The following is a 13258-nucleotide window of genomic DNA, read 5'->3' on the forward strand; positions in this document are numbered from 1 at the left end:
GCGCCGCGCGGCGAGGCTGCAGCGCCCGTTATGCCTGGGCTGCAGCGCCTGTCGAGGTGGCCACAGATATAGGTGGAACTGGCCGAGTGCCACAGGGGTCTAGGATGGTGGTTGATAAGGAGATACCAAAATGACCAAATCCCCGTTCTTTCGTCGTCTGGCTGCCATGTTGGCAGTGTTCCATGTCCTGATGATCGCCCAGGTTCCACTCGCCAATGCCGCGATGATCGGTACGGGTGAAGTGCTCACCGAGCAGCAACAGCAGGTCGACCGTCAGCAACTGCTGTCGATGCTCGACGATCAACAGGTCAAGGAAAAGCTGCTCGCCATGGGCGTCGAGCGTGATCAGGTGGAAAACCGCATCAACAACCTGACCAGCGCCGAACTGTCGCAATTCAATGCTCAGCTCTCTGAAGCCCCGGCCGGTGCCGGTGTGGTCGGCATCATCGTGTTGTTCTTGGTGATCTTCATCATCACCGATATGCTCTGCGCCACAGACCTCTTCAGTTTCGTGAAATGCATAAATCGCTAAGACCGCTCCTCGCTTCACTGCTGATCGTCCTGCTCAGTGCATGCGCCAGGTCTCCGGTACTGTCACCGGAAGCCGAGCGCCTGCCTGAGCGGGTCGAGCTCAGCAGCGTTCCCTTCTATCCGCAGACCGCCTACCAGTGTGGGCCCGCCGCCCTGGCGACCATGCTCAACCAGCGCGGTGTGCTGACCACTCCCGGTTTCCTGCAGGACCAGGTCTACATCCCTGGCCGCGAAGGCAGCCTGCAAGTGGAGATGGTCGCGGCAGCGCGTTCTCACGATCTGCTCGTCTATCCGCTCAAGCCGAAGCTCGATGCGCTGCTGGCCGAAGTGGCCGCTGGCAACCCGGTGCTGGTGCTGCAGAACCTGGCCTTCGACTGGTACCCGCAATGGCACTTCGCGGTGCTGGTGGGGTATGACCGTCGCGAGCAGACGCTGATCTTGCGCTCCGGCACCACCCGCCGCTGGGTGACCGACTTCGCCGCCTTCGACAAGACCTGGGCGCGCGGCAGTCGCTGGGCGGTGGTGACCATGCCGCCAGACACCTTGCCAGCCACCGCCGAACCGACCACCTGGCTCAAGGCCGCCGCGGATCTGGAAGAGGTCGGTCGCAAGGACGTCGCCCAGCACGCCTACCGCACCGCCACCCAGCGCTGGCCGGAGCAGGCCGTGGGCTGGTTCGCCCTGGCCAACAGCCGTTACGCCGGCGGTGACCTGCGCGGCGCCGAAGCAGCGCTTCGCGAAAGCGTCAGCCGCCAGCCGGACTTCGCCGCAGGCTGGTTCAACCTGTCCCAGGTGCTCGACGAACGCGGCTGCAAGGCCGAAGCCACCAGCGCCCGCCAATGCGCCCAGCGCATCGCTCCGGACGACAAGCGCTTCACCGTAATCGGCAAGCAAGGCACCCCAACAGGCCAGTGCAGCGCACCCACCGCGTGCCCGGCCCAGTAAGCCATCCGGCAAAACAGAACGGCGCTCTAGAGCGCCGTCGCAGCCCCGCCTGCCATCGCAATGGTGGAAAAGAAGAGCGTTTTCCACCCTACAAGGGCGGTGCGCATCAGCGTAGCCTGGGTGGCGCGAAGCGATACCCAGGAATAAGCGCTGGCGTTACGACGGCGAGGGCAGGGCGGCTACATGCCTCAAACGTAAAAAACTCAGTTTTTTTAGTCAGTTAGCGAAAAAAGGTGTTGACTCCTCGGCGTGGCTCCGTAGAATGCGCACCCACAGCAGGCACATAGCTCAGTTGGTTAGAGCACCACCTTGACATGGTGGGGGTCGTTGGTTCGAATCCAATTGTGCCTACCAAATTTTAAATGGTCGCTTCGGCGGCCATTTTTTTTGGCCGTCTTGTCAGGCGGTCATGATTCTGAAAGCATCCACCGTTTCACACCTTCCAGTGACTGCGGTTCTGTGGCCAGCCTCACGGCTCCTGCCTCTGTATGGCAGATACGCCACCGGATCGCTTACTGGCTCATCCCAACCCACGTGGCCTTTGGTAGAGGTCACCACTAGGAGAGGAGGCGCCATGCCCATCATTACTCTTCCCGACGGCAGTCAGCGTTCGTTCGATCACCCGGTATCCGTACTCGAGGTGGCGCAATCCATTGGTGCTGGCCTGGCGAAAGCCACCGTCGCCGGCAAGGTCAACGGTCGTCTGGTAGACGCCTGTGACCTCATCGAAGCCGATGCGACCCTGCAGATCATCACGCCCAAGGACGACGAGGGTGTCGAAATCATCCGTCACTCCTGCGCCCACCTGGTCGGCCATGCAGTCAAGCAGCTGTACCCGACTGCGCGCATGGTCATCGGCCCGGTGATCGACGATGGCTTCTATTACGACATCGCCTACGAGCGCCCCTTCACGCCCGATGACGTCACCGCCATCGAAGCGCGCATGAAAGCGCTGATCGACAAGGACTACGACGTCATCAAGAAGGTGACGCCGCGCGCCGAAGTCATCGACCTGTTTACCTCGCGCAGCGAAGACTACAAGCTGCGTCTGGTCGAAGATATGCCGAACGAGCAGGCCATGGGTCTGTACTACCACGAAGAGTACGTGGACATGTGCCGCGGCCCGCACGTGCCCAACACCCGCTTCCTCAAGGCGTTCAAGCTGACCAAGCTGTCCGGCGCCTACTGGCGTGGCGATGCCAAGAACGAGCAGTTGCAGCGCATCTACGGCACCGCATGGGCCGACAAGAAGCAGCTGGCTGCCTACATCCAGCGCATCGAAGAAGCCGAGAAGCGCGATCACCGCAAGATCGGCAAGCGCCTGGACCTGTTCCACACCCAGGAAGAAGCGCCGGGCATGGTGTTCTGGCACCCCAATGGCTGGACCATCTATCAGGTGCTCGAGCAGTACATGCGTGGTGTGCAGCGTGAGAACGGCTACCAGGAAGTCCGTACCCCGCAGGTCGTCGACCGTGTGCTGTGGGAGAAGTCCGGGCACTGGGGCAACTACGCCGACAACATGTTCACCACCGAGTCGGAAAGCCGCGACTACGCCATCAAGCCCATGAACTGCCCGTGCCACGTGCAGATCTTCAACCAGGGCCTGAAGAGCTACCGCGAGCTGCCGCTGCGCCTGGCCGAGTTCGGCTCCTGCCACCGCAACGAAGCATCCGGCGCCCTGCACGGCATCATGCGCGTGCGCGGTTTCACCCAGGACGACGCGCACATCTTCTGCACCGAAGAACAGGTGAAGAAAGAAGCGGCCGACTTCATCAAGCTGACCTTGCAGGTCTATTCGGACTTCGGCTTCAGCGACATCAAGATGAAGCTGTCCACCCGTCCGGCCAAGCGCGTTGGTGACGACGCCTTCTGGGATCGTGCCGAGAAAGCCCTGGCCGACGCCCTGGACGACGCCGGCCTGCCGTGGGAATACCTGCCGGGCGAGGGCGCGTTCTACGGTCCGAAGATCGAATTCACGCTGCTCGACTGCCTTGGCCGTGCCTGGCAGTGCGGCACCCTGCAGTACGACCCGAACATGCCGCAGCGTCTGGAAGCGAGCTACGTTTCCGAAGACAACAGCCGCAAGATTCCGGTCATGCTGCACCGCGCCATCCTCGGTTCCTTCGAGCGTTTCATCGGAATTCTCATCGAACACTACGAGGGTGCCTTTCCGGCATGGCTGGCACCAACCCAGGCGGTGGTCATGAATATCACCGACAAACAGGCCGATTTCGCCCTCGAAGTGGAAAAAACGCTCACTCAAAGCGGCTATCGTGCCAAGTCCGACTTGAGGAACGAGAAGATAGGCTTTAAAATCCGCGAGCATACTTTGCTCAAGGTCCCCTATCTGTTAGTCATCGGGGATCGCGAAGTCGAGACGCAAACTGTCGCTGTGCGTACCCGTGAAGGTGCTGATCTGGGCTCGATGCCCGTCGCCCAATTCAATGAGTTGCTCGCACAAGCGGTTTCCCGGCGCGGTCGCCAAGATTTGGAGTAATCATTATTAAGCGTGAAATGAGACAAGATAAACGAGCTGCACCGAAGGCCCCGATCAACGAGAATATCTCGGCACGCGAGGTTCGGTTAATTGGCGCTGAAGGCGAGCAGATTGGCATCGTCTCTATTGAAGAAGCGCTTAGAATTGCCGAAGACGCCAAGCTGGATCTGGTGGAAATTTCTGCAGATGCATTGCCGCCGGTTTGCCGGATCATGGACTACGGCAAGCACCTCTTCGAAAAGAAGAAGCAGGCAGCGATTGCCAAGAAAAACCAGCACCAGCAGCAGATCAAAGAAATCAAGTTTCGTCCAGGGACGGAAGATGGGGATTACCAGGTAAAACTTCGCAACCTGGTACGTTTCCTGATGGAAGGGGACAAGGCCAAGATCTCTCTGAGATTCCGTGGTCGTGAGATGGCCCACCAGGAGCTGGGTATGGAACTGTTGAAGCGGGTCGAAGCCGACCTCGCCGAACACGGTACCGTCGAACAGCATCCTAAGATGGAAGGACGCCAACTGATGATGGTCATCGCTCCCAAACGCAAGAAGTAACCTCCAGGGCACGGCAGGCCTTATGGTTATCTATATCAACTGAATGCGGAGTATCCGAACATGCCAAAGATGAAAACCAAAAGCGGTGCGGCCAAGCGTTTCCTGAAAACCGCCACCGGCTTCAAGCACAAACACGCTTTCAAGAGCCACATCCTGACCAAGATGTCGACCAAACGTAAGCGTCACCTGCGCGGTAGCACCCTGGTGCATCCGTCTGACGTTGCAAAGGTCGCGCGCATGCTGCGCGTTCGTTAATCTCGGTCAAGATAGAGGAAATAACTCATGGCTCGTGTTAAACGTGGCGTTATCGCTCGTGCTCGTCACAAAAAAATTCTGAAACTCGCTAAAGGCTACTACGGTGCACGTTCGCGCGTATTCCGTGTTGCCAAGCAGGCTGTCATCAAGGCTGGTCAATATGCCTACCGTGACCGTCGTCAGAAAAAACGTCAGTTCCGCGCTCTGTGGATCGCTCGTATCAACGCTGGTGCTCGCGTCAACGGTCTGTCCTACAGCCGCCTGATCGCTGGCCTGAAAAAAGCGTCGATCGAAATCGACCGTAAGGTTCTGGCTGATCTGGCAGTGAACGAAAAAGCGGCGTTTGCTGCGATTGTCGAGAAAGCGAAAGCCGTACTGGCTTAAGTCCCCGACAATCACCGGGTTTCGGCCCGGTGCTGAACGTCACCAATAGGGGAAGAGCCTTCAAGCTCTTCCCCTGTTTCGTATCTGGAGTCTGTAAATGGAAAATCTGGATGTGCTGGTCTCGCAAGCGCTCGAGGCCGTCAGCCACACCGACGATGTGAACGCCCTGGAGCAACTGCGGGTTCACTATCTGGGCAAGAAGGGTGAACTGACCCAGGTGATGAAGACTCTGGGCAACCTGTCTGCCGAAGAACGTCCCAAGGCGGGCGCTCTGATCAACTCGGCCAAGGAGCGCGTCCAGGACGCCCTCAACAGCCGCAAGGACATTCTCGAATCGGCCGCGCTGAGCGCCAAGCTCGCCGCCGAACGTATCGATGTCACCCTGCCGGGCCGTGGCCAGGCATCGGGTGGTCTGCACCCGGTTACCCGTACCCTGGAGCGCGTCGAGCAATTCTTTACGCGCATTGGTTACGGCATCGCCGAAGGCCCCGAAGTTGAGAACGACTACCACAACTTCGAGGCGCTCAACATTCCGGGCCACCACCCGGCGCGTGCCATGCACGACACCTTTTATTTCAACGCCAACATGTTGCTGCGCACCCATACCTCGCCGGTACAGGTACGCACCATGGAGTCCCAGCAGCCGCCGATTCGTATCGTCTGCCCGGGCCGCGTATACCGTTGCGATTCCGATATCACCCACTCGCCGATGTTCCACCAGGTCGAAGGCCTGTTCGTGGACGAGGGCGTGAGCTTCGCCGACCTCAAGGGCACCATCGAGGAATTCCTCCGCGTGTTTTTCGAGAAGCCCCTGGGCGTGCGTTTCCGTCCTTCCTTCTTCCCGTTCACCGAGCCGTCGGCAGAAGTCGACATGCAGTGCGTGATGTGTAGCGGCAAAGGCTGCCGCGTGTGCAAGCAGACCGGCTGGCTGGAAGTGATGGGCTGCGGCATGGTCCACCCGAACGTGCTGCGCATGAGCGGCATCGACCCGGAAAAATACTCCGGCTTCGCTTTCGGCATGGGCGTCGAGCGCCTGGCCATGCTGCGCTACGGGGTGAACGATTTACGGCTGTTCTTTGATAACGATCTGCGGTTCCTGGCGCAATTTCGCTAGCACCTCTCGCAGTTTGTAATCGAATCGGATCAGGAGAACAGACAGTATGAAATTCAGTGAACAGTGGCTGCGTGGCTGGGTAAGCCCGCAGGTTTCCCGTGACGAACTGGTCGCGCGCCTCTCCATGGCCGGCCTCGAAGTCGACAGCGTCAGCCCGGTGGCTGGCGCCTTCAGTGGCGTGATCGTGGGCGAGGTGCTGAGCACCGAGCAGCACCCGGACGCCGACAAGCTGCGCGTGTGCCAGGTCAGCAACGGCAGCGAAACCTTCCAGGTCGTGTGCGGCGCGCCCAACGTGCGCCCCGGCCTGAAGATTCCCTTCGCCATGATCGGCGCCGAGCTGCCCGGCGACTTCAAGATCAAGAAGGCCAAGCTGCGCGGCGTCGAGTCCAACGGCATGCTCTGCTCGGCGTCCGAGCTGCAGATCAGCGACGACAACGACGGCCTGCTCGAACTGCCGGCCGATGCACCGGTTGGCCAGGACATCCGCGAGTACTTCGAACTCAACGACGTCAGCATCGAAGTCGATCTCACCCCCAACCGCGGTGACTGTCTGTCGCTGGCCGGTCTGGCCCGTGAAGTCGGCGCCCTGTACGACGTGCCGGTAACCCGCCCGCGGGTTGCTGCCGTCGCCCCGGCCCACGACGACGTGCGCCCGGTCGAGGTGCTCGCCACCCAGGCCTGCCCGCGTTACCTGGGCCGTGTGGTGCGCAACGTCGACCTCTCCAGACCGACCCCGCGCTGGATGGTCGAGCGCCTGCGTCGTGCTGACGTACGCAGCATCGACGCCGCCGTCGACATCACCAACTACGTTATGCTCGAGCTCGGCCAGCCAATGCACGCCTTCGACCTCGACGTGATCCAGGGTGGCATTCGTGTGCGCATGGCCGAAGAGGGCGAGAAGCTGGTACTGCTCGACGGCCAGGACGTCACCCTGCGTGCCGACACCCTGGTCATCGCCGACCACCAGCGCGCCCTGGCCATCGCCGGCGTGATGGGCGGCGAGCACAGCGGCGTCAGAGACAGCACCCGTGATCTGTTCCTCGAAAGCGCCTTCTTCGACACCATCGCCTTAGCTGGCAAGGCCCGTTCCTATGGCCTGCATACCGACTCTTCGCACCGCTTCGAGCGTGGCGTGGACTGGCAGCTGGCCCGCGAAGCCATGGAGCGCGCCACCTCGTTGCTGCTGGAGATCGTCGGCGGCGAAGCCGGCCCGATCATCGAAGCGGTCGCCGAGGCGCAACTGCCGACCATCGCACCGATCAGCCTGCGTGCCGAGCGCGTCGAGCAGATGCTCGGCATCAAGCTCGACGACGAACTGATCGTCAAGCTGCTCGGTGCACTGGGCCTGGGTATCGAAGGAGGGGCAGGGCAGTGGCAGGTCAAGGTGCCGAGCCACCGCTTCGACATCAGCCTGGAAGTCGACCTGATCGAAGAACTGGCCCGCCTGTACGGCTACAACCGTCTGCCGGTCCGTTACCCGCAAGCGCGCCTGGCGCCGCAGACCAAGGCCGAAGCCGTGGCTGACCTGCCGGTGCTGCGTCGCCTGCTGGTGGCCCGTGGGTACCAGGAAGCGATCACCTACAGCTTCATCGATCCCAAGCTGTACGAACTGTTCAGCCCGGGCGTCAAGCCGCTGACCCTGGCCAACCCGATCTCCGCCGACATGGCCGCCATGCGCGCCTCGCTGTGGCCGGGCCTGGTCAAGGCCGTAGAGCACAACCTCAACCGCCAGCAGTCGCGCGTGCGCCTGTTCGAAAGCGGCCTGCGTTTCGTTGGTCAGCTGGACGAACTCAAGCAGGAGCCGATGCTCGCTGGTGTTATCACTGGCAGTCGCCTGCCGGAGAGTTGGGCCCATGGCCGTGACAGCGTCGACTTCTTCGATGCCAAGGCTGACGTCGAAGCCCTGCTGGCTGCGGCTGGCGACATCGGCAGCTTCGCTTTCGTGCCGGGCGAGCACAGTGCCCTGCATCCGGGCCAGACCGCACGTATCGAGCGGGAAGGGCGTTTGGTCGGCTACGTGGGTGCCATCCACCCGGAACTGGCCAAGACCCTCGGCCTCGATCAGCCACTGTTCCTGTTCGAGCTGCTACTGAGTGAAATCGTCCAGGGTCGCATGCCGGCGTTCAAGGAGCTGTCGCGCTTCCCGGAGGTGCGCCGTGATATCGCGCTGTTGGTCGACCGCGACGTGCCGGCTCAGCATTTGCTGGCCGATATCCGCGAGCAGGCAGGCGAATGGCTTACCGACCTCAGGTTGTTTGATGTTTATCAGGGTAAAGGTATTGATCCGCTTAGAAAAAGCCTTGCCGTCGGCTTGACCTGGCAGCATCCAGCGCGCACTCTAAACGACGATGAGGTGAGTACCGCAACCCAGAACATCCTCACCTCCCTGGAACAAAGGTTCAACGCCACGTTAAGGAACTAGCGTATGGGGGCACTGACGAAAGCTGAAATGGCCGAACGTCTGTACGATGAACTGGGCCTGAACAAGCGAGAGGCCAAGGAGCTGGTAGAACTCTTCTTCGAAGAAATCCGCCAGGCCCTGGAACTCAATGAGCAGGTAAAACTCTCAGGCTTCGGTAACTTCGATCTGCGCGATAAGCGTCAGCGCCCCGGTCGTAATCCAAAAACAGGGGAGGAAATCCCGATCACGGCTCGCCGTGTCGTGACCTTCCGCCCCGGCCAGAAGCTCAAAGCCAGGGTCGAAGCATATGCTGGAACCAAGTCATAACGACGAACTGCCTGTCATACCCGGCAAACGGTATTTCACGATCGGCGAGGTCAGTGAACTCTGTGCGGTGAAACCGCACGTGCTTCGTTACTGGGAGCAGGAGTTTCCGCAGCTAAACCCGGTCAAGCGTCGCGGCAACCGTCGGTATTACCAGCGCCAGGACGTGCTGATGATCCGCCAGATCCGCGCCTTGCTGTACGACCAGGGCTTCACCATCGGCGGCGCACGCCTGCGCCTGACCGGCGACGAAGCCAAAGACGACACCACCCAGTACAAACAGCTCATCAAGCAGATGATCGCCGAGCTGGAGGATGTACTCCACGTCCTGCGCAAATGAATTCGAAGAAAAACCTTCCATAATTCAGATGCTTAGTTTATAGTCTCTCCCGCTTTCGGCTAACGCCAAAGGCACCAGCAACACCCGTCGGGGCGTAGCGCAGCCCGGTAGCGCACTTGCATGGGGTGCAAGGGGTCGAGTGTTCGAATCACTCCGTCCCGACCAAAATACCCTAGAAAATCCAGTCACTTAGCGGTGACTGGATTTTTTTATGCCTGAAGGTTTTTGAAAGCTTCCGATTTTTTGCCCCGCCGGTGATTGTGGCCCTACAGATGCTGTTCCGGTCGTGCCGCCGAGCTAACGGTCATGCGGCCCGGTCTCAGTAGGGTATGATTCCGAAGGAAGGGTTTGCAGGCTAATATGAGACCGTTCAGGTGACCCTGGAAACGGGCGAGGAGGAGTTATGGTGAAGGCAGTCAAGAAAGCCTTGTCTGAGAAAGCTACCCAGGAGCTTGAGGCCCAGATTCCGGAAAAGGCGTCACTGGCAACCAAGCACGCTTATGAAAAAGCCAAAGCTTCTGGCCTAACCGTCCTGCTGTCGAGGGGCGGATTCATAATTGCCGAGCGTGCAGATGGCACTGAGCAGATAGTTCGTGCTTCCAAACCTCGCCGAAAGGTGAAAGCTGGCGTTGCTCTCAAGCTCGGCTCTGGAGTCCTGGTGAATGCCGGGGCCTAGACTCCGTGTCTTCGCGGGTCCCAATGGCTCTGGCAAGAGCACCATCAAACGTATCCTCGATCCTGAGCTGATCTACATTTACGTCAATGCCGATGATCTGGAGCGCGAAGCCAAGGATGGCGGCGCTATCGATCTGGCTCCTTTTGCGATAAATCCCACTCAGCAAGTGTTCCGCGACTTCTTCGTTTCTCATCCTTTGATCGCTAGAGAGCAGTTGGCATCTCAAGCCGAGCATTTCACCATTGCCGGTCAGGCGTTAGTAACCAATGGTATCGAGGTGCAGTCCTATCATGCCTCGGTCATCGCCGACTTCATCAGACACCAGTTGCTTGATCGTGGTGCGAGTTTCACCTTCGAGACAGTCATGTCAGACCGTTCCAAGGTTGAGTTCATCAAAAAGGCCAAGGGCCTCGGGTATCGCACCTACCTGTACTTCGTGGCGACTGAAGATCCAGAGATCAACATCAACAGGGTCGCTATCCGTGTAAGAGAGGGCGGCCATGATGTTACGCCAGATAAAGTGCGTTCCCGCTATGGCAGATGCCTGGAGCTGCTACCCGAAGCTATTCAGGTGACCAGTAGGGCTTATCTCTTCGACAACTCAGGGGCGGAAGCCGTGCTTGAGGTAGAAATTACTGCCGCTTCGACCGTCGAGTTCAAACTCGACGAAGTGCCGGAGTGGTGCAGTGCTGCGGTTGACGCGCTCGAGCAATTAGCTGGAAAAAAATAGACCATTTGTGGGAAAGATGAGCTGTAGGTTGCTGCAGCAAGAGCCGGCGCTGGTCCCGGCGCCTCTTGCTCAACTAATCGACGGCCCGCGCTGGCGACCCAGGTTGTCATAACGCGCTGTTGCCCTGAATCACTGCCGGTGCGCTCTGCCCAAGCGTCTGCTCAATCACGGCTTCCACGGCACCAGGCTGAAGCCGGTGCCGTCGTCGAGTAGGGCATAATGGCCGCTGGCCAGTTGCATACTGCGCCGGTAAGTCCCACTGACGCGCTGGCCCTCAACTGCTGGACGCTACTGCATACCCGTCTGCGCCGAGATCGCTCGCGCCGTAGCGGTAAGCTGTGAATCGCCCATAGGCTCGAACGACCTCGTTTCAACGCCAGCAATGAGGCGGGTTCAGCCGCATCAGGCTCGTCGAGTTGTGGCCGATTCGAGCGCCTGCGCCTGAGTGCAGCGCCCAGCTACAGCGCAGCCGCTTCGCTGTGGTAGTGAACCTGATGTGCCTCGCTTGGCAGCGGCACCTCCCACTTGAACAGCATGCGGCGGATATCCTCGTTACGCAGGCTGGTGTCGCGCCGGGTGTTACGCCGGTAGACCTCTTTCTCGGGCATCTCCAGATACTGAATCTGCACCTTGGCATGGTAGGCGTACAGCAGGTCGAGGGTCTTCTTGCGCATCTGCGCCGACAGGTGCGTGGAGTTCCAGACAAAGGGCTTTTTCTCGCGCAGCAGCGATTTGGCCCGGTCGATGGCGAAGTGCGCGGCGGCGCCTTCGTTCTCGCCATGGCGCAGGCCCAGGGCCTCGCGGGCGTCGTCGAAGGAAATTACCGGCAGATCCGGGTGGTGTTTGGCCACCCAGGTGTTCTTGCCACTGGCCGGAATGCCGGACAGCATGATGACTCGCGAGCCCTCCGGCTCGTGCAGCGGATAGTCGGGATGCACCCGGGCACCCCGGAAGTACTGGATCCGGGTGTAGTCATCGACGAACGCCCGTGGCTCGTACAGGCAGCCTTCCTCGGCGGCCAGCTCGCGAAACAGCTCGATTTCGTCCAGCACGGCCTGCTTGCCCACGTAGGTGCGCCCCTGCATGTCCGCTTCCGCGACCGCGCAGAGCATCCATACCGGCAGCTCCCACGACAGCTTGTGGAGGATGAACTCCGGGCTCTGCCCGCTGCGGTTGCCCGACAGCGCGAAGAACGGCAACTGGTGCACCGAGATGATCCGGCAGACCTGCTCGCGCAGCTCGAAGGGCATGCCGGCCCGCCACAGCAGCAGACGTGCATCTACGGCGCCACGTCGCGAGTGCCCGGGCTGGCCGATGCGCCCGGTTTCGCTATCGATCACCGTGGTGTCCGGTTTCGAGATGTCGTGCAGCAGCGCGGCCAGGAACAGCACCAGGCGCTGTTCCTCGGTCGCATGCTGATAACGCGGTTGCGCGAGCAAAGCCTCGACCACCATGCGGGTGTGAACCCATACGTCGCCCTCGGCGTGGTAGTAAGAATCCTGGGGCGCGCTGGCCAGGCGCAGCAGGGCCGGAATCGCCTCCAGGCACGCCTGCGCGTCGAAGCGCTGGCCCGGTTCTGGAACCAGGCCTTGCAGTTGTTGAATGTCCATTTTGTTGTTCTCCTTCAATAACCAGGCCGCCGACCATCCCAGTCCATCGACAGGCGAGGGGCGTAGAGGTCTACCCCGTCGGCCAGCAGGTTGGGAATGAACGGCTGGTTCGCATGATGCTGGTCCGCATCGAGGATCGCCTGGACAAAGTCCTGGCGAACCCACTTGAGGCGTCCGTTGGTTTGTTTCTCGTCTTCGAGCTTCAGGTACAGGCCTTCCATCACCGTCGACTTGTCGCACTGCCGCCAGGCCCGTTCCAGGTCCAGGCCTTCGCGCTGCACCGTGGCTTCGAAGGCGCTGCGCCATGCCGGTGACTTGGCCTGGGAATCGCCGAGCAGCTCGAGCAGATCCTTGAGCCGCGCCGGTGCCAGCCCTTCATGAAGCACCGGCACCGACAGCACCGGGCCGTCGCGCAGCAACTGGCGCCGAGCCGCGGTCGACAGGAACAGGCCATGGGCCCGATCCCAGATGTCGAACTCGCAGAAGAAGTGCGGCAGGCGGTCGTAGAACACCGAATGCTTCTTGTGCATCCATTCGCCGAACAGCACGTAGCGGTCTTCAAGGCGGCTCAGCAACCAGTCCTCGTGGGCCACGGCCCACTGCTTGAACAGGTTGAACTGGCGCTCCCGACCGCCACCGGTCAGGTAGTGGCCACGCGATTGCAGCAGCAGTTCACCGGCCGCGGAGAAGCTGATGCCGGCATTGGCACCGTCCAGTTTCTCCTCGACGACCAGCCACTGCCCGCTCAGCGAGGCATAACGAACCTGATCGCTATCGGTATCGCCCGGCTGCAGGCGAGAGCTCTCCAGGTGGGGCGTGCGTGGGTATTTGTGTAGCTCGAGGTTTTGCGCATAGGCGCGGAAATCCATGTTCATGGGTTTCCTCCATTGCAATTGGGAA

General features: G+C 60.6%; 14 protein-coding genes, 2 tRNA genes and 1 pseudogene. 14 read left to right on the top strand and 3 right to left on the bottom strand.

The features are described 5' to 3' along the window. Positions 1–130 precede the first annotated feature (130 nt). The 14 genes from BLR94_RS06295 to BLR94_RS06360 all read left to right on the top strand — a co-directional run bounded on the left by BLR94_RS06295 (position 131) and on the right by BLR94_RS06360 (position 10748). Positions 131–532, top strand: coding sequence for a PA2779 family protein (locus BLR94_RS06295; protein ID WP_042552865.1), 402 nt, complete (start codon positions 131–133; stop codon positions 530–532). Continuing rightward, positions 517–1476 (top strand): PA2778 family cysteine peptidase, encoded by a 960-nt coding sequence (locus tag BLR94_RS06300; RefSeq protein ID WP_084303921.1) that lies wholly within the window; start codon positions 517–519, stop codon positions 1474–1476. Before BLR94_RS06295 ends, BLR94_RS06300 begins: the two co-directional genes overlap by 16 nt. Before the next feature lie 277 nt (positions 1477–1753). After that, positions 1754–1830, top strand: a tRNA-Val gene (locus tag BLR94_RS06305). Positions 1831–2050: 220 nt separating this feature from the next. Next, positions 2051–3973 (top strand): threonine--tRNA ligase, encoded by a 1923-nt coding sequence (thrS, locus tag BLR94_RS06310; RefSeq protein WP_084303922.1) that lies wholly within the window; start codon positions 2051–2053, stop codon positions 3971–3973. After that, positions 3973–4524 carry a translation initiation factor IF-3 gene (infC, locus tag BLR94_RS06315; protein WP_175154217.1) on the top strand — a complete coding sequence of 184 codons (552 nt, stop codon included), beginning with the start codon at positions 3973–3975 and terminating at the stop codon, positions 4522–4524. Before thrS ends, infC begins: the two co-directional genes overlap by 1 nt. A gap of 60 nt (positions 4525–4584) precedes the next feature. After that, positions 4585–4779 carry a 50S ribosomal protein L35 gene (gene rpmI / locus BLR94_RS06320; protein WP_084303924.1) on the top strand — a complete coding sequence of 65 codons (195 nt, stop codon included), beginning with the start codon at positions 4585–4587 and terminating at the stop codon, positions 4777–4779. A 27-nt stretch (positions 4780–4806) separates the two neighbouring features. Continuing rightward, positions 4807–5163, top strand: a complete 357-nt coding sequence (gene rplT, locus BLR94_RS06325) for a 50S ribosomal protein L20 (protein WP_003461224.1) — start codon at positions 4807–4809, stop codon at positions 5161–5163. A gap of 97 nt (positions 5164–5260) precedes the next feature. Next, positions 5261–6277 (top strand): phenylalanine--tRNA ligase subunit alpha, encoded by a 1017-nt coding sequence (gene pheS, locus BLR94_RS06330; RefSeq protein ID WP_042552870.1) that lies wholly within the window; start codon positions 5261–5263, stop codon positions 6275–6277. A 46-nt stretch (positions 6278–6323) separates the two neighbouring features. Continuing rightward, a complete protein-coding gene (gene pheT / locus BLR94_RS06335) occupies positions 6324–8699 on the top strand; it encodes a phenylalanine--tRNA ligase subunit beta (protein ID WP_084303925.1) in 2376 nt (791 codons plus the stop codon). Positions 8700–8702: 3 nt separating this feature from the next. Further along, complete coding sequence (gene ihfA / locus BLR94_RS06340; RefSeq protein WP_013791841.1) at positions 8703–9005, top strand: integration host factor subunit alpha; 303 nt, start codon at positions 8703–8705, stop codon at positions 9003–9005. Then, positions 8986–9342 (top strand): MerR family transcriptional regulator, encoded by a 357-nt coding sequence (locus BLR94_RS06345; RefSeq protein ID WP_084303926.1) that lies wholly within the window; start codon positions 8986–8988, stop codon positions 9340–9342. The genes ihfA and BLR94_RS06345 overlap by 20 nt, the downstream gene beginning before the upstream one ends. An 88-nt stretch (positions 9343–9430) precedes the next feature. Then, a tRNA-Pro gene (locus BLR94_RS06350) sits at positions 9431–9507 on the top strand. A gap of 238 nt (positions 9508–9745) precedes the next feature. Next, positions 9746–10018 (top strand): hypothetical protein, encoded by a 273-nt coding sequence (locus tag BLR94_RS06355; RefSeq protein ID WP_084303927.1) that lies wholly within the window; start codon positions 9746–9748, stop codon positions 10016–10018. After that, positions 10005–10748, top strand: a complete 744-nt coding sequence (locus tag BLR94_RS06360) for an ATPase (RefSeq protein WP_084303928.1) — start codon at positions 10005–10007, stop codon at positions 10746–10748. The genes BLR94_RS06355 and BLR94_RS06360 overlap by 14 nt, the downstream gene beginning before the upstream one ends. 69 nt (positions 10749–10817) lie before the next feature. Here the strand turns inward: BLR94_RS06360 and BLR94_RS28380 are convergent. The 3 genes and pseudogenes from BLR94_RS28380 to BLR94_RS06375 all read right to left on the bottom strand — a co-directional run. Further along, positions 10818–11087, bottom strand: a pseudogene (locus BLR94_RS28380) (DUF3363 domain-containing protein); the annotation flags it as partial. A gap of 119 nt (positions 11088–11206) precedes the next feature. Continuing rightward, on the bottom strand, positions 11207–12358 hold the full coding sequence (locus tag BLR94_RS06370) for an AAA family ATPase (RefSeq protein ID WP_084303929.1): 1152 nt from the start codon (positions 12356–12358) through the stop codon (positions 11207–11209). 14 nt (positions 12359–12372) lie between these two features. Beyond that, positions 12373–13233 (bottom strand): RNA ligase family protein, encoded by an 861-nt coding sequence (locus BLR94_RS06375; protein WP_084303930.1) that lies wholly within the window; start codon positions 13231–13233, stop codon positions 12373–12375. Positions 13234–13258 lie beyond the last annotated feature (25 nt).

This window comes from Phytopseudomonas flavescens (assembly GCF_900100535.1).
Lineage (GTDB): Bacteria > Pseudomonadota > Gammaproteobacteria > Pseudomonadales > Pseudomonadaceae > Aquipseudomonas > Aquipseudomonas flavescens.